This is a genomic window from Prosthecobacter fluviatilis (assembly GCF_042655725.1).
Lineage (GTDB): Bacteria > Verrucomicrobiota > Verrucomicrobiia > Verrucomicrobiales > Verrucomicrobiaceae > Prosthecobacter > Prosthecobacter fluviatilis.
In genome coordinates this window covers 221,419-237,116 of sequence record NZ_JBHSMQ010000004.1, presented here as the reverse complement: position 1 = coordinate 237,116, position 15,698 = coordinate 221,419, and the positions used below count along the sequence as shown (strand labels likewise).

Annotated in this window: 10 protein-coding genes; 2 read left to right on the top strand and 8 right to left on the bottom strand. The window is 60.1% G+C overall.

The window, feature by feature from the left end; translation table 11 throughout:
* Positions 1-134: 134 nt before the first annotated feature.
* A complete protein-coding gene (locus ACFQDI_RS12435) occupies positions 135-1,523 on the bottom strand; it encodes a lipopolysaccharide biosynthesis protein (protein ID WP_377166979.1) in 1,389 nt (462 codons plus the stop codon).
* Between ACFQDI_RS12435 and ACFQDI_RS12430 the strand changes: the two genes are divergently transcribed.
* A complete protein-coding gene (locus tag ACFQDI_RS12430; protein WP_377166977.1) occupies positions 1,501-2,241 on the top strand; it encodes a glycosyltransferase family 25 protein in 741 nt (246 codons plus the stop codon). The genes ACFQDI_RS12435 and ACFQDI_RS12430 overlap by 23 nt on opposite strands.
* A gap of 72 nt (positions 2,242-2,313) precedes the next feature.
* Here the strand turns inward: ACFQDI_RS12430 and ACFQDI_RS12425 are convergent, their stop codons facing one another.
* Together ACFQDI_RS12425 and ACFQDI_RS12420 are read right to left on the bottom strand one after the other, a co-directional pair.
* Positions 2,314-3,144 (bottom strand): FkbM family methyltransferase, encoded by an 831-nt coding sequence (locus ACFQDI_RS12425; protein ID WP_377166975.1) that lies wholly within the window; start codon positions 3,142-3,144, stop codon positions 2,314-2,316.
* Positions 3,145-3,213: 69 nt separating this feature from the next.
* Positions 3,214-3,810, bottom strand: coding sequence for a WcaF family extracellular polysaccharide biosynthesis acetyltransferase (locus ACFQDI_RS12420; protein ID WP_377166971.1), 597 nt, complete (start codon positions 3,808-3,810; stop codon positions 3,214-3,216).
* A 332-nt stretch (positions 3,811-4,142) separates the two neighbouring features.
* Between ACFQDI_RS12420 and ACFQDI_RS12415 the strand changes: the two genes are divergently transcribed.
* Complete coding sequence (locus tag ACFQDI_RS12415) at positions 4,143-5,828, top strand: formylglycine-generating enzyme family protein (RefSeq protein ID WP_377166969.1); 1,686 nt, start codon at positions 4,143-4,145, stop codon at positions 5,826-5,828.
* A gap of 7 nt (positions 5,829-5,835) precedes the next feature.
* On the opposite strand, the gene ACFQDI_RS12410 is transcribed toward ACFQDI_RS12415, so the two are convergent.
* The 5 genes from ACFQDI_RS12410 to ACFQDI_RS12390 all read right to left on the bottom strand — a co-directional run bounded on the left by ACFQDI_RS12410 (position 5,836) and on the right by ACFQDI_RS12390 (position 15,276).
* On the bottom strand, positions 5,836-6,216 hold the full coding sequence (locus ACFQDI_RS12410; protein ID WP_377166967.1) for a RidA family protein: 381 nt from the start codon (positions 6,214-6,216) through the stop codon (positions 5,836-5,838).
* 140 nt (positions 6,217-6,356) lie between these two features.
* Entirely contained in the window at positions 6,357-7,766 is a 1,410-nt protein-coding gene (locus ACFQDI_RS12405; protein WP_377166965.1) for an efflux transporter outer membrane subunit, read from the bottom strand.
* Positions 7,763-10,885, bottom strand: coding sequence for an efflux RND transporter permease subunit (locus tag ACFQDI_RS12400; protein ID WP_377166963.1), 3,123 nt, complete (start codon positions 10,883-10,885; stop codon positions 7,763-7,765). The genes ACFQDI_RS12405 and ACFQDI_RS12400 overlap by 4 nt, the downstream gene beginning before the upstream one ends.
* Entirely contained in the window at positions 10,882-13,986 is a 3,105-nt protein-coding gene (locus tag ACFQDI_RS12395) for a multidrug efflux RND transporter permease subunit (RefSeq protein ID WP_377166961.1), read from the bottom strand. Before ACFQDI_RS12395 ends, ACFQDI_RS12400 begins: the two co-directional genes overlap by 4 nt.
* Positions 13,987-14,013: 27 nt before the next feature.
* Positions 14,014-15,276, bottom strand: a complete 1,263-nt coding sequence (locus tag ACFQDI_RS12390; RefSeq protein ID WP_377166959.1) for an MdtA/MuxA family multidrug efflux RND transporter periplasmic adaptor subunit — start codon at positions 15,274-15,276, stop codon at positions 14,014-14,016.
* Between the last annotated feature and the right edge of the window lie 422 nt (positions 15,277-15,698).

Sequence of the window (15,698 nt, the reverse complement as noted above, 5' to 3'; positions counted from 1 at the left end):
CATGTTGTTTGTCCTCCCCTTACACGAGGTTAGCCTGCAGGCAGAAGTAATCGAAGCTGATTGCGGATGATCCTGTGACAAGGTGCTTGATTCACAAATAAGGGGATTAGAGCGAAAGGCTGATTTTTCCTTCATCACGCCGGAGTTGGAGAACTGCAAGGGTCGTGGCTGAATCCCCGTATGCAGGAAAGTAGGGCATATGAGCACTGGACCGACGCCGTAGTGATGGTGAACCAGGCCAGGCCAGCCACAGTATTGAGAGGCAACAAAAAAGCGGCAGTAGTCTGAGCAGCTAGGGTCAGGGGGATGTTGAGCCAGGCAAGATGGTTCCATCCACGGGCGGCATTAAGTGCCCAAACGTAGCCGGCCAGATTTGTGAGCGCCATACCCGTGAGCACCAGCAGGAGCTCCCCTTGAAGATGCGTGTATTTGCCGCCAAGAATCCAGAGAAACCAGTCGCCATGCCAACCAGCGAAAATTAGCACTGTAGCGCTGAAGAGCGTCGTGCCCGCCACCAGTGCGAAAGCGATAGCCCTCAGTCGTTTTTTATCTCTGGCGCGTGCAAAGGCTGGAAATACAAACTGTGCCAGCGGCCCAGCAAGCACGGCAAAGATAATCGCCAACCGGTTCAGCGCGCCCAAGTCCGAGACCTCGCTGGCGGTGGCAAAGACGCTAATAAGCCAGGTTGCGATCTGTCCCTGCACACAGATAAAAATGCAGTTTGGCAGCAGTTGTTGTACAACCTTCCAAATGTGTTCGGTGTGCATGACAACATTCGAAGGAGCAACACCTCCCAACAATGGCAGCACCTGAAAGCGGACAATGCCATACTGGGTGAGATGAGCGAAGAGCACCGCCAGCAAAGCGGTAATTGGGGATAGCCTCCCTAGTAAGGCCAGAGCTGCTGTAAGAACTGCGCGCACCAGTGCGGGCACTAGATCGGCCACCTGCAGCTGCCGGGCGCGCGAGTGCAGCCGGTTGACGCCGCTGAAAATGGATGTGGTGGCAATGTGCCAGATTGGGGCCACCACCAGCAAGGTCAGCGCCAGCGAAGCGGGCAGCCCCGCGCCATTGCGCAAAAGCAGCCAAATCGAGATAGCCGCGACCAGCACTGAGGCAAAAGCGGACAACTTCATCCGCAAACGCAAAGCCGCAATTACCACCCCCTTCAAAGAGGCTTTGTTCTGCCAGACGCCTCCGCCGATGGATGTCACTGCATGAATGATACCCGCATCCGCCAAAACAGCAAGAGCAGCGCTCATGCTACTCGCGATAGTAAACCAGGCATAATCCGGCTTATCCAGGGTGCGCACCAGCAAAAAGCCTGCGCCTGCATTCAGCAACTGAACCAAAAGCTGCACCACCGCAAAGCCGCCAAAAGTCACGCTCCATCGGTACAAGCGAAGCCGATTATGATGGTGTGACAGCCATAAAAACATTCGAATTAAATGGATACCTAACAACCCACAACTCTTACCAGTTGCAGGAACAATGTGACGCGTGAAAGACTGGCTGATGCTCATGGAAAAAGCAGCCGTCGCCTTCAATTCGGAAAATCTGCAAATCCATGTGATTCATTACACCCGCCTGACTGAGCGCAGGGCACACATGGAGCGGGCGCTTCGAGAGCATGGCCTGAATCGCTTTCCCGTACACTGGATGACAGCCCATGACCGTGAGGAGGTGCTTGAGGGGGGCGCTTATGAGCGCGGCGAATGGGGAGACCCTAAAGCGATAGCAGCAGGCTCCATCTCGCTGATACTAAAGCACCTGGAAGTGTATCGTGCAGTGGTGGCCAATCCGCATGCCTGGCACCTGATCCTGGAGGATGATGTCTTGATTCGCCCCGGGTTTCTACCCGCACTGAGCGCTTGCCTCGCTGCACTGCCCACAACTTGGGAGCTGTGTTTTGTCGGGCTGGGATGCAATCTGCATGTGCCTTGGTGGCTGCGTCGTCCGGAAAAGCACATCTACTGGCGCGGATGGAAACGTGGCTTTTTGTGGGGTGGCGGTGGCTGCTCCCGTTGCACCGAGGCTTACCTGATTCATCCCCGCTATGCAGAGCGCATTCTAGCCAGCAGGTTTGCCGCTCCACCGTTTGATCGGCCTATTGACTGGCATTTGAATGCCGCTGGAAATGCCTTTAAAGTTCAGTCTTACTGGGCAGAGCCCCCTCTGATCACTCAGGGGGCATTTGAGAGCTGGATGAACGACAAGCACCTGAATCCCCCCAGACCCTAGAGATCCAATTCTCGCTGATATTCAGATCTTGGTGCATCAGGCACAAGAGATAAGAAACTTTGCGTACAGCAGTTAGCGGCGCATTGCCAGCCAGTTGCCGACATGCCTGCGATAGTTTTCAATGTTAATGGGGGTGCCACCTTTATCGTCTTGGTCAGCATTGCTCACTTCAAACCCAGCAGTTTCCAAATGGGCCAGCAATTCGTCAGCGCTGCTGCCATGGCGCACTGAATTTGGATCCCCTGCCTCTATCAAAACCTTGCTTGTACTCTTGAGCAACCTGCTGGCACCGCGAAGAACAGCAAGCTCCGCTCCTTCCACATCGATTTTCAGGAGATCACATCGCGGCAGATCTGAAAACATAACGTCCAGCGTGCTGACAGGCACCGTGATTCCTTTCTGATTCATGGATGAATGCCGCTCGCATCCTGGAGCGATCACGAAGTTCATATCATCTCGGCGGCTGTCCGTGAGCAGCCCCCCCTTCTCGCTTGCCGCCTCGCCTACAGCGACTGCGTGACACTGCACCTGTGGCGGAGCCATCTGATTGAGAGCGAGATTTTCCTTCAGCCATTGGTGAATGCGAGGATGCGGTTCAATGGCATGAACCACACCATTCACACCGACTGCCTGAGCTCCCTCTATGGCGGTAAATCCAATATTGGCTCCGACATCGATCATGGTATCTCCGGGTTTGAGAAGATCACGAATCAGTTGCATGTCCGCATCACGCTGGTGGCGGTCCACCCAAAGCTGCCAGGCAAGATTGGCCGGATGCAGATGAAGCCTGAACGCACGCAGGGGGAATTTCATCCGCCGCCCCCAGCCGGTGCGCCAAAATATCTGCGCGAGCAAAAATCGAAGCGGCTTCGGATGATGCAGCAAGCTTGCAAGACGGCTCATTAAAGAAGTGCCTAACACCCAAATTGATCCCGGAGCTTACATCAGCGCTCATGGCTGAGAGCCCAAACTTCACGCCTCTGTTTCACGCTCGCTAGCTTTTGCCGGTCCATCAAGGGGGCTGTCGAAATTCCTCGCCAGTGTCTTTATCACGACGGCAGGATTTCCTCGGACAAGAGTGCGTGCGGGCACAGAGTTCATCACCACACTGCCCGCACTGACCACACTGCCACTGCCTACTTCCACACCAGGGCCTATAAATGACTGCGCGGCGACCCAACTGCCATTCCCCAGGGTGATGCCACCAACAATCAGATCAAACGTTTCTTTGCGATGGTCATGTGACCCAGTGCATAAGAAAGAGCGCTGTGAGACACACACATGTGAACCGATGGTCACCGGGGCAAGACTCAGAATCATGACTTCCTCCCCCAGCCAGACATAGTCTCCAACAACCAATCGCCAAGGGAATGAAATGTTGACATTCGCCCTGATGACGACCCCAGCCCCCACTTTGGCACCAAACCATCGCAGCAATGCTGCTCTCAGAGCGGACGGCCAGGGAACGGAAGTTTGGAAGAAAACCCGTTTGACCATCATCCATACAGCTTCTTTCCAGCGCTGCGCGCCACGCTCAAATCCTTGATTTGAAAACTTCGACAGATCCATTGTCAAAAACTTCAGAGGTCAAACCTGCCGCGCTTCAAGGTGCCAAAATGGCACCGCAACACTTAAAGGGAATCAAGCAGCCAAGCTGCCGCCCTTGGTCGCTTGAGAGGCGACCTGAATGGTTTGCCGACGGTGGAACGGCATTTAATCAAATAAAGGAGCGAACTGTACCATGCTGATAGCCAGCGCAAAGGATAAAGTTCCCAGCTATGTTAACAGTTTGACACCAAGCAGGGCTGGCAGCGTTCGTTTTTCTCCTTCAAATTGTGCACCTGGTGTTTGCCCGGAGTTTTTTTGGATGAACCCGCCCTTTTTTGCATCTACCGAATGCCATGCGCAGCCCCCCTTTCCTACTGACTGTCTTTGTTTTTGGCCTGGCCGCGTGTTTTGCCGCTCATGCCCAAACCGGCAACACACTGGGTGGTGCAGGATTGGATGCGCCAAAAGTGAGCAGTCTGGGCACCCGGTTCACCAGTGTGCCTGGGACGACGGTGCAGTTTGCCATATGGGAAACACGGCTCTCGGAGTGGAACGAGTTTTTGCGGCAGAAGAAATATCCTTGGTCTTACCAGCCGCACTTTGAGCAGTCGCCAGAACACCCGGTCGTAGGGGTGAATTTGCAAGATGCCGTGGCCTTCTGCAACTGGCTCACTGAAACTGAGCGCGAGCGGCATCTGATTGACGGTTCTCAGAGCTATCGCCTTCCGACCCCGGAAGAGTGGGACTCCGCCGTGGGCTTGGCTCGTGGGCGCAAGAAGGTCAGCCTCAGCACCGAAGACCGGCTCTTGGACGACAAGATCTACCCTTGGGGGCAGGACTGGCCCCCACCCGCAAAGGCTGGCAATTTTGCCGATGGTGAGATTCCCGGTTATGCGAATGACGGCTATGCCTTCACCGCACCGGTGGGAAGCTTTCCTCCCACCCGGGAGGGATTGCATGATCTCTCGGGCAATGTTTGGGAATGGACCCAGCCAGTGGAGATACGTGCACAACCCATGGGGGTCCTGCGCGGCGGCTCTTGGGCCTATTTCCGTGCGGAGTGCCTCGCCTCGGGCTACCAGTACATCGTCCCGGCGGATCTCCGCGCCCCCACCATCGGTTTCCGTTGTGTCTTTGATGACAAACACCGCACAGCAAGCCTGCTGGCCGCATCTGATGCGGAGAAAAAGCAGGCCTTGGAGGAACGCATGAAGTCCATGACTGAAAGCCGCAAGGTGGACTCCACTGCGATAGAGGCCCTGCGCAAGAAAATGCAGGGCAAGGGTGATGATGCAAACCTGCCAGACCCAGCCAGCCTCAAGCCGGCCGTGGCAGATGGCAGCATCTTTATGAATGCTCTCGGCATGCGTTTCGTCCCGCTGGAGGACAAAAAAAGCACCCTCTTTTGTGCCACTGAAACAAGTGTGCGTGATTTCGAAGCCTGGCTGCGCGATGCGGGGCGCACCTGGAGCAAGAAGCCTTCCTTCCTCCTGGGGGGAAATCATCCTGCCGCAGGTGTTTCGTGGGAGGATGCCATGGCTTTCTGCGCATGGCTCACCGAGCGCGACCGCGCTAGCAAGCTCATCCCCGCCACTGCTTCCTACCGCCTGCCAACTGACACCGAGTGGAGCCTGGCGGCTGGCTTGAAAAATGAAACCGGTGCGGATCCCGCAGCGCGGCACCTTGCCGATAAGACACACTATCCCTGGCCCTCCAAGGCGGATGACTGGAAGCCGCAGTCACTTACAGCCAATCTGGATGCCACCAAAATCCCCGGAACCACGGACAACTATTCATATACCGCACCCGTTGACAGTTCGCGTGGCAACGCCTTGGGCTTGCATGAAATGGGGGGCAATGTCTCTGAATGGTGCATGGACGAGTGGCCTGGCGCGCCGGATGAGCATGTCATTCGTGGCGGCAGCTGGCTGAGCTTTGACAAGGATGCCCTGCTGACATCAGCCCGTTATCATGCCCTCAAAAATGTCGCCCGTGCAGACCTGGGCTTCCGTTGCGTGCTGGATCTTGGAAGGCCTTGAGCAAGCCTCAGGACAGCGCGGCTGTCACTTCGATCTCCACCAGGGCCCCCAGGGGGAGTCCGGCCACAGCCACCGTTGACCGTGCGGGTTTGTGCCCAGCAAAGGCTGCTTCGTACAGCGGGTTGACCTTGGGAAAGTCAGCCATGCTTTGCAGAAACACAGTGGCTTTGATGACCGCACTCATCGTGAGCCCCTGAGCCTCCAGCAGCGCACGGATATTGGCCAGCACCTGGGTCGTCTGCCCCTCCACATCAGTTGCCACGATCTTTCCAACCGCGGGGTCGATGGGAATCTGGCCTGAGCAAAAGAGCAGGCCGCCATGTTTCACCGCCTGCGAATACGGTCCTACGGCAGCCGGCACCTGGGGAGTGTTGTTGATGAGTTCCATGCGGCTCTCATAACGATCCAACACTGCGATTCAAGCCCCGACATGCTTTCGCTACAGATTCGTCCTCCTCCAGTTTCAGGCTCCTCCTCGGTCTTTCCAGCCGTCATTCATGCCCCCCCCCGACACCGATGGGGCACTGTTCACCAGCCCCCTCCCAGCGCCTTGACCAAGGCGACAGTGGCGTTGAGTCGGCGCGAGCGAAGATCGATGGCACTGCGCTCTGCATTCAGGGCCGAGGCCTGCGCGGTAGTCACGTTGATGTAGCTCAAAGTACCCGCTTCATACTGGTTGTTGGCGATCCGCTCGCTCTCCCGTGCTGCTCGGACAGCCTCGTCCTGGGCGGCTGATTCGGCAGCAAGAATCCGCAGCGTGGACAGCGCGTCTTCAGACTCCTGCATGGCAGTGAGCACGGCCTGACGATAGTCCGCCACCGCCTGCCTCCATGTCGCGTCTGCCTGTGCCTTCGCGGCCAGACGCTGTCCGCTGTCCAGCAGGTTGAGCGTGGCATCAGGCCCGAAAGACCAGAAGTTGTTGCCTTGCGCAAAAAGATTGGCCAAGGCACGCCAGCCGGTCGCGGCCCCGAGGCTGATGGTGGGGAAAAACGCGGCGATGGAGGCACCGATACGCTCATTCGCCGCAGCCACACGCCGCTCCCCGGCAGCGATGTCTGGCCGCCTCTGCAACAGCGTGGAGGGAGCCGTGGACGGCACAGCAGGAATGTGTGAGGCCAGGGTCGCTGGCTTCAGGCCAAAATCTGCGGGAGCACGCCCGGTCAGTACCGCGATCGCATGTTCCATCGTCGCCCGTGTCACGCCGGTTTCGATCAAGGCCGCACGCGAAGTGGCCAGCTGCGTGGCAGCCAGGGCCACATCCGCCTCAGATGCCACCCCCTGGGCTTTGCGGTTTTGGGTGAGTTGCAGAGACTTCGCATAGCTGGCCACCTGCCGCTCGAGCAGCTGCCTCTGGGCATCCGCGGCTCGCAGGGAAAAGTAGCTCTGCGCCGCCTGCGCCTGCAAAGTTAGCCGGGTGGATTCCACATCCGCCATCGCCGCCTCGGAGTCCGCCTTGGTTGCCTTGGCGGTGTGCCTCAGCCGCCCCCAGACATCCAGCTCCCAGTTGGCTGTGCCGCCGACAGATTGGATCCTTTTCACCCCGGAGCCGCTGCGGGCGGCGTTGATCGAGTTCGCATTGCCGGAGCCGCCGAGCGCACCGCTCAGATTGACGGTGTAATCACTCGTGGCGGATGCGGTCGGCAGAAAAGCGAGCTTTGCCGCCGTCAGCAGCGCAGACGTCTGTTGAGCCTTGGCGACAGCGGATTGCAGCGACTGATTTGAGACCTCCAGGCTGGCCATGATCGCATCCAAATCCTTGTCATGAAAAATGGACCACCAGTTGCCCCGCGGCAGATGATCGGCGGGCTCTGCCACTTTCCAGCCAGAGCCCTCTTTAAACTTTGCAGGCAGGCTCATGGCGGGAGCCTGCTTTTTCGGGCTGAAACTGCAGCCGGCAGCCACCAGCGTGAGCAGCGGGAAAAGAAAACGGGTCATCATAGAGCGGCAGGAGCGGGAGCAGAGGCAGGATGCGTTACGGGCGAGATGCGGTGTTTTTTCAGGAAGCGCAGGCGCAGGCTGTCGAGGAAGAGATACACAACCGGCGTGGTGTAAAGGGTGAGCACCTGGCTGACGATGAGCCCGCCCACCACGGCGATGCCCAGCGGGCGTCGCAGCTCAGAGCCCACACCGCTTCCGAAGGCCAGCGGCAGCGCACCCAGCAGGGCCGCGGCGGTCGTCATCAAAATGGGGCGCAGGCGCAGCTGGCAGGCCTCGTAGATGGCCTGAAAGGAGTCCAGCCCCCGCTCACGCTCCGTCTGCAACGCAAAGTCGATCATCATGATGGCATTCTTTTTCACGATGCCGATGAGCAGGAAGATGCCGATCATCGCCATGACATTGAAGTCCATGCCAAAGACATACAGCGCCAGCAGCGCCCCCACCCCGGCGGAGGGCAGCGTGGAAAGGATGGTGAGCGGGTGCAGGAAGCTCTCGTAGAGAATGCCCAGCACGAGATAGATCACAATAAGCGCCGTGAGGATCAGGATAGGCTGACTGTCCATGGAGGCCTGGAAGGCACCCGCCGTGCCGGCAAAGGTGCGCTGCACGTCTTCAGGCAGCCCCAGCTTGTCCACCGTCTCGGTCACCGCCTCGGTGGCCTGGGCAAAGGAGGTTCCGGGCGCCACATTGAAGGAGAAGGTGAGCGCGGTGAACTGCCCCTGATGGCTGATGGAAAGCGGCGCAGGCGCAGCCTCCCAGCGTGCCAGCTGATTCAGCGGCACCAGCTTGCCGGAGGTGGCGCGCACCATCACATGCTCGATGGCGCCTGCATCGTCGTTTTGAGAAGCCTCAAGGATGACGCGGTATTGATTCAGCGGCGCATAGATGGTTGAGACCATGCGCTGGCCAAAGGAGCTGTTTAAGGCGGCGTCCACCGCCTGCATCGTTACCCCGATGCGGGCGCAGGCATCGCGGTCCACCACGAGGCGGGTCACGGTGCCTTTGTCCTCAAAGTCGCTGTTCACATCGGTGAGCTCCTTGAGGCCCAGGAGCGCCAGGCGCACCTTGGGCTCCACATTGCGGAGGGTGGCCACGTCATTGGCCATGAGGGTGTATTGATACAGCGCACGGCTGGAGCGCCCGCCGATGCGCAGATCCTGCGAGGGCATGAGCAGGAGCATGGCGCCGGGGATTTTGGAGAGCTTGCCGCGAAAGCGCGCGAGGATGGCGTCCATGGGCTCACGCTCGGCCAGGGGCTTGAGCGCCACGAAAACACGGCCGGTGTTTTTGGGACCGCCCATGCGCGAGTCGGAGCCGCAGCTGGCATTGAGCTTGGCCACGGCGGGGTCGTTTTGCACGAGATTGGCGATGGTGATGATCTTGTCGCGCATGGCCTGGAAGGAGATGTTCTGGTCTGCGCTGATGCTGCCGATGAGGAGGCCGTTGTCCTGCTGAGGAAAGAAACCCTTGGGGATGGTGACGTAGAGCCAGCCTGTGAGGCCCACGATGCCGAAGAGGGAGCCCAGCGTGATCCAGCGGTGGCGCAGCGCGATGTGCAGCGTGTAGGCGTAGAAGGACTGCACCCACAGGAAGATGCCCTCCGAAAACCGGGCGAAGAAACCCGGCTTGTGATCATGAGGATCAGCCCTGACCATGCGTGCACACATCATCGGTGTGGTGGTGAGGGAGACCACGAGAGACACGGCGATGGCCACGGAGAGCACCACGGCAAACTCACGGAAGAGCAGGCCCATGAGGCCGCCCATGAGCAGAATGGGGATGAACACGGCCACGAGCGAGATGCTCATGGAGATGACGGTAAAGGTGACCTCCCGCGTGCCGCGCCGCGCCGCCTCCATGACGGGCATGCCGTTTTCGATATGCCGCGTGATGTTTTCCAGCACCACCACCGCATCATCCACCACGAAGCCGGTGCTGATGGTGAGGGCCATGAGCGAGAGATTGTCCAGGCTGTAGCCGCAAAGGTACATGATTCCAAAGGTGCCCAGCAGGGAGACGGGCACGGCCACTCCGGGAATGAGCGTGGCGCGTGCACGGCGCAGGAAGGCAAACACCACCAGTACCACCAGCGCGATGGCGATGAGCAGCGAGTGCTGCACATCATCAATGGAGGCCTTGATAGTGATGGTTCGCTCCATCGTGATCTCCAGGTTCATGGCCGCGGGAATCATGGCGCGCAGGCGCGGCATGAGGGCTTTGATCTTGTCCACCACCTCGATGATGTTGGCCCCGGCCTGGCGGAAGACGATGAAGGAGACGGAGGTCTTGCCGTTGGTGCTGCCGTAGTTGTAGGCATCCTGCACGGCGTCGGTGACCTCGCCCAGATCCGCGAGCCGCACGGCAGCTCCGTTGCTATAGCTGACGATGATGTTTTTGTACTCCTCGGCATGGGAGAGCTGGTCACTGGCCACCACCTGCCAGCGGTGGCTGCGGTCCTCCACCACACCTTTGGGCCGGGTCACGTTGGCGCCGGTGATGGCGGCACGCACGTCCTCCATAGTCAGATTGGCGCGCGTGAGAGCGGGCATGTTCATGGTGGCGCGCACTGCGGGCAGCGAGCTGCCGCCGATGCTGACATTTCCCACGCCGTCCACCTGCGAGATCTTTTGCGCGATGACAGTGGAGGCCACGTCATACATCTGCCCGGGCGTCGCCACATCCGAGGTCAGCGCCATGATCATGATCGGCGAGTCCGCCATGTTCATCTTCCGGTAGGTCGGATTTCCCGGCATGCCGGTGGGCAGCAGGCTGCGGGAGGCATTGATGGCGGCCTCCACGTCCCGCGCAGCGCTGTCCACATCCCGGCTGATGTCAAACTGCAGACTGATGCTCGTGGAGCCCATCGAAGAAGACGAGGTCATCTCCGTGACACCCGCGATGCGGCCCAGCGCACGCTCCAACGGCGTGGCCACCGTGGCGGCCATGGTCTCCGGACTGGCACCCGGCAGCGAAGCGGAGACAGAGATGGAGGGCATGTCCACCTGTGGCAGCGCGGACACCGGCAGATTGTTGTACGCCAGGGCACCTGCCAATGCGACCGCCAGCGTGGCGAGCGTCGTCGCCACGGGCCGGTGGATGAAGGTGTCCGTAAAACTCATGCGATGGCGGGACTGGCGACTGCCGGCTGCTCGGCCGCCTGCCTGCGATGGGCAGAGGGAGCAAAGCGGTCAAAGATGAGGTAGATGACCGGAGTGGTGAAAAGCGTGAGGAGCTGGCTGAAGAGCAGGCCGCCCACCATGGTGAGACCCAGCGGATGGCGCAGCTCGGAGCCCTCCCCGTGGCCAATCATGAGCGGCAGCGCACCGAGCAGCGCGGCCAGCGTGGTCATAAGAATGGGTCGGAAGCGCAGCAGACAAGCCTGGTAGATGGCCTCTCGCGGAGCCATGCCGTGCTCGCGCTCAGCCTCGATGGCGAAGTCAATCATCATGATGGCATTCTTTTTCACGATGCCGATGAGCAGCACGATGCCGATGATGGCCATGACACCGAGCTCGGTATCTGTGAGCTTCAGCGCCAGCAGCGCGCCCACAGCGGCAGAGGGCAGCGTGGAGAGAATGGTGAGCGGGTGGATGAAGCTCTCATACAAAATACCAAGCACGAGGTACATGACCACCACGGCGGCGAGGATGAGCAGGAGTTGATTGCTCAGCGCGCTCTGGAAGGCGAGGGCGGTACCGGCAAAGGCGGTCTCGATGCTCTCGGGCATGTTGATCTCGTCTTTGATGCGCTGGATCTCCGCCACAGCAGCACCTAGGGAGACACCGTGCGCTAGATTGAACGACACCGTGGCGGCGGGAAACTGATCCTGATGGGCAATGGCCAGCGTCGAAGGCTCCTCAACGATTTTGGCCACGGCGCTCAGCAGCACCTGCTGCCCGGTGGTGGAGGGCACTCGCACCTGGTCAAAGGCGGCCAGCCCATCCTGAAACTCCAGGTCGTGCTCCAGCACCACGCGGTACTGCCCGCTCTGAGTAAAGATGGTGGAGACGAGCCGCTGGCCAAAGGCATTGTAAAGAGCGGCATCAATGGCGGCGACGGTGACGCCGAGGCGGCTCGCGGTCTCGCGGTCAATAATGACACGCGCCTGCAGGCCGCGATCAAGCAGGTCATCGGCCACATCAGCGAGCAGCGGGGACTCGCGCAGTTCCTCCACCAGCGCATGCGTCCACTCCTGCAGGGATTCCATGTCGGGAGACTGGAGGGTGAACTGGAACTGCGTGCGGCTCACGCGGTCCTCGATGTTGAGATCCTGCACAGGCTGGAGGTAGAGCTGCACATCCGGCAGGTGATTGGCCTTGTCCTGCAGGCGGCGCACCACCTGCATGGCGGTGGCATCACGCTCATGGCGCGGGCGCAGATTGATCAGCAGGCGGCCCGTGTTAGGCGTGGTGTTCACCCCATCCACCCCGATGAAGGAGGAAACGCTCTGCACGGCGTTGTCTTCGAGGATGAGCCGCGCCAGCGCCTGCTGCCTGCGCCCGAGCGCGGAGAAGGACACATTTTGCGGAGCCTCCACAAAGCCCTGGATGAGCCCCGTATCCTGCAGCGGGAAGAAGCCCTTGGACACGCTCTCGTAGAGCACTCCGGTGGCCACGAGCGTGGCGATGAAGACAAGCATGGTGGTGGCTCCGTGATTGAGCACCACACGCAGTACGCGTCCGTAGAGGGCGATGACGGCATCGAACCCGCGCGAGACCATCTGCGCGATGGGCCCCTCCCCGCCATGCCTGAGCAAGCGGGCGCACATCATGGGAGTGAGCGTCAGGGAGACAACGGCGGAGATGACAATGGAAATGGCCAGCGTGATCGCGAACTCACGGAACAGGCGGCCCACAACGTCCTGCATGAAGAGCAGCGGAATGAGCACGGCGATGAGCGAGAGCGTGAGGGAAATGATGGTGAAGCCGATCTGCCTCGCACCTTTGAGCGCAGCCTCCATGGCAGATTCTCCCGCCTCGATGTAGCGCGCGATGTTTTCGATCATCACGATGGCGTCGTCGACCACGAAGCCAGTGGCAATCGTCAGGGCCATGAGCGTGAGGTTGTTCAGGCTGAAGCCGCAGACCCACATGACGGCAAAGGTGCCCACAAGGGAGAGCGGCACGGCCACGGCAGGAATGATGGTGGCGCTGACACTGCGCAGGAAGACAAAGATGACGGCCACCACCAGCACAATGGAGAGCAGCAGCTCATACTGCACGTCCTCCACCGAGGCGCGGATCGTCGTGGTGCGGTCGGTGAGAAGCTGCACGTCCACAGCCTTGGGCAGGTTTTCCTTGAGCTTGGGTATCAGGGCTTTGATGCGGTCCGCCACCTCGATGACGTTGGCACCGGGCTGGCGCTGCACATTCACCACCACAGCGGGCTGCACGTCCGCCCAGGCGGCGAGGCGCACGTTTTCCGCTTCATCCACCACATCGGCCACATCAATGACACGCACCGGTGCGTTGTTGCGCCAGGCGATGACGAGATTGCGGTAGTCGTCTGCGGAGATGAGCTGGTCATTCGCGTCCACGGTGCTGCTCCGCGTGGCACTGTCGAAGCCGCCCTTTGGCTGGTTCACATTGCCGGCGGCGATGGCGTTGCGCAGATCTTCCGTGCTGAGGCCGCGCGCGGAAAGTGCCACCGGATTGGCGCGGATGCGCACCGCCGGACGCATGCCGCCGCTGAGGGAGACGAGGCCCACACCGGAGATCTGCGAAAGCTTGGGCACGAGACGCGTGTCTGCTGCATCCTGCACCTTGATCAACGGCAGAGAGTGCGAGGTAAGCGCCAGCGTGATGATGGGCGCGTCGGCAGGGTTGACCTTGTTGTAAACCGGCGGGTTGGGCAGGTCGGTGGGCAGCAGCGTGGCGGCGGCATTGATGGCGGCCTGCACACTCTGCTCGGCGATGTCGAGCTTGAGCCCCAGCGTGAAGCGCAGGGTGATGACGGAGGAGCCACCGCTGCTGATGGAGTACATCTGCGCGAGGCCGGGCATCTGCCCAAACTGGCGCTCCAGAGGCGCGGTGACAGAGGAGGTCATCACCTCCGGGCCTGCTCCGGGATAAAGCGTGACGACCTGGATGGTAGGGTAGTCCACCTGCGGCAGTGCCGAAACCGGCAGCAGGCGGTAGGCCAGCCCGCCCACCAGCAGTACAGCCACCATCAGCAGTGTGGTGGCTACAGGCCGCTCGATGAAGATGCGTGAGGGGTTCATGTGCAGGGGCTCAAGCAGTGGCCTTCATCAGGGGAGCATGGCGGCTTTGTCGCCTTTCCCCTGCCCTTTTCCTTTGTCCTGGTCTCCGCCTTTGGCCAGCCTGCCCGCGGGCGGCTTGCCAGGGATGATGACCTCAACCTTGGCTCCCTCGCGCAGACGGTCCACCCCCTGGGTGATGACTTTGTCTCCGGGCTTCAGTCCTTCGGTGATGAGCACACGGTCCCCCTGTGTGGGGCCAGTGGTGACGACATGCATGCTGACGGTGCTGTCCGCCTCCTGCAGCACATAGACATACGCTCCCTTGGAGCCGCGCTGGATGCAGTTGGCCGGTGCTACGGTGGCATTGGGAATCGTGTTCACAAGCAAGCGCGCAATCACAAACTGATTGGGGAAAAGCAGGCCGTCCGCATTGGGAAATTGCGCCTTGAGCTTGAGTGTGCCGGAGGTGAGATCAATCTGGTTGTCGGTAGTGAGAAGGTGGCCGCGACCAAGAAGCTTGTTCATCTCCTTGTCCACGGCTTCGACCTGCACCTTGTCACCCGAGGCCAGACGCCTGCGCACGGCGTCCACTCGCTCCTGCGGGATATTGCAGACAAGCCCGATGGGATCCATCTGCGTGATGATGACGAGGCCGTTGGCGTCAGTGGAGCGTATCATGTTGCCAGGGTCCACCTGGCGCAGTCCCACGCGACCAGTGAGCGGTGCAGTGACTTTGGTGTAGCTGAGTTGCAGGGCCGCACTGGCGACTGCGGCGCGGTCGGAGGTCAGCGCAGCATCATACTGGCGCACCAGCGAGGCCTGCGTGTCCACCTGCTGGCGGGCGATGGAGTCCTGCTTCAGCAGCATGGTGTAGCGGTCCATGTCCTTATTGGCATTAGCCAGCAGGGCCTCATCGCGCTCGAGCTGCCCCTGGGCCTGGTCCAGCGCCACCTGGAAGGGGCGCGGGTCGATCTCCGCCAGCAAATCGCCAGCCTTGACCATCTGTCCTTCAACGAAGTGTACCTTGTCGAGCTGGCCGTCCACACGGCTGCGCACGGTCACGACATACAGCGGTGTCACGGTGCCCGCGAGGCTGACCCACTCATCGAAATTCTCCTGCTTGACCTCACCCACGGTCACAGCCGCCGTGCCGCCGCGCATTCCCCTGCCCCCGGGAGCACCAGCCGCCGCAGGCTCGGGCCGGTGCATCCACAGCCAGCCGCCGCCAGCAAGGGCTAGAAAGATGATGATGAAACATCCGGCGCGTCCTTTGGCTGACGACGGATTGATGGGAGGGGTGGATTCGTTCATTTCAAGTGTCTTGGCATGGCAGATGTAACCGAATTCTGAATGCAAAGTTCCGACTCGGCGCATGCAAAGCTACGAATCTGACATGCGTGAAGTAGCAGTCCAGCAGCAGGAAAGCATAATTAAAAAAAGATCAGCTTCTGTCCATGACTCGACTGTAGCTGTGCACGACAAGCCGTCAGCCTAGTCAATGTAGCGCCAAGCATGATTCATTGGTAATCCCCACCTTGCACCATTCAAATCCCCCTGCAGTTCTCAGCTCTGAAGAACACGCTGCCAGCCTTGCTCAAAATCGCCGACTAACGTGCAATCAATGGCAGCGAATGCATCGCCTTGGCAAAAGTGACGATGTGCTGATGGGAACGCCAACCAGCAGCCTTACGTTTGAAATGTCACTCCAGCACCTGTCACCGGTCAAAGTTTCA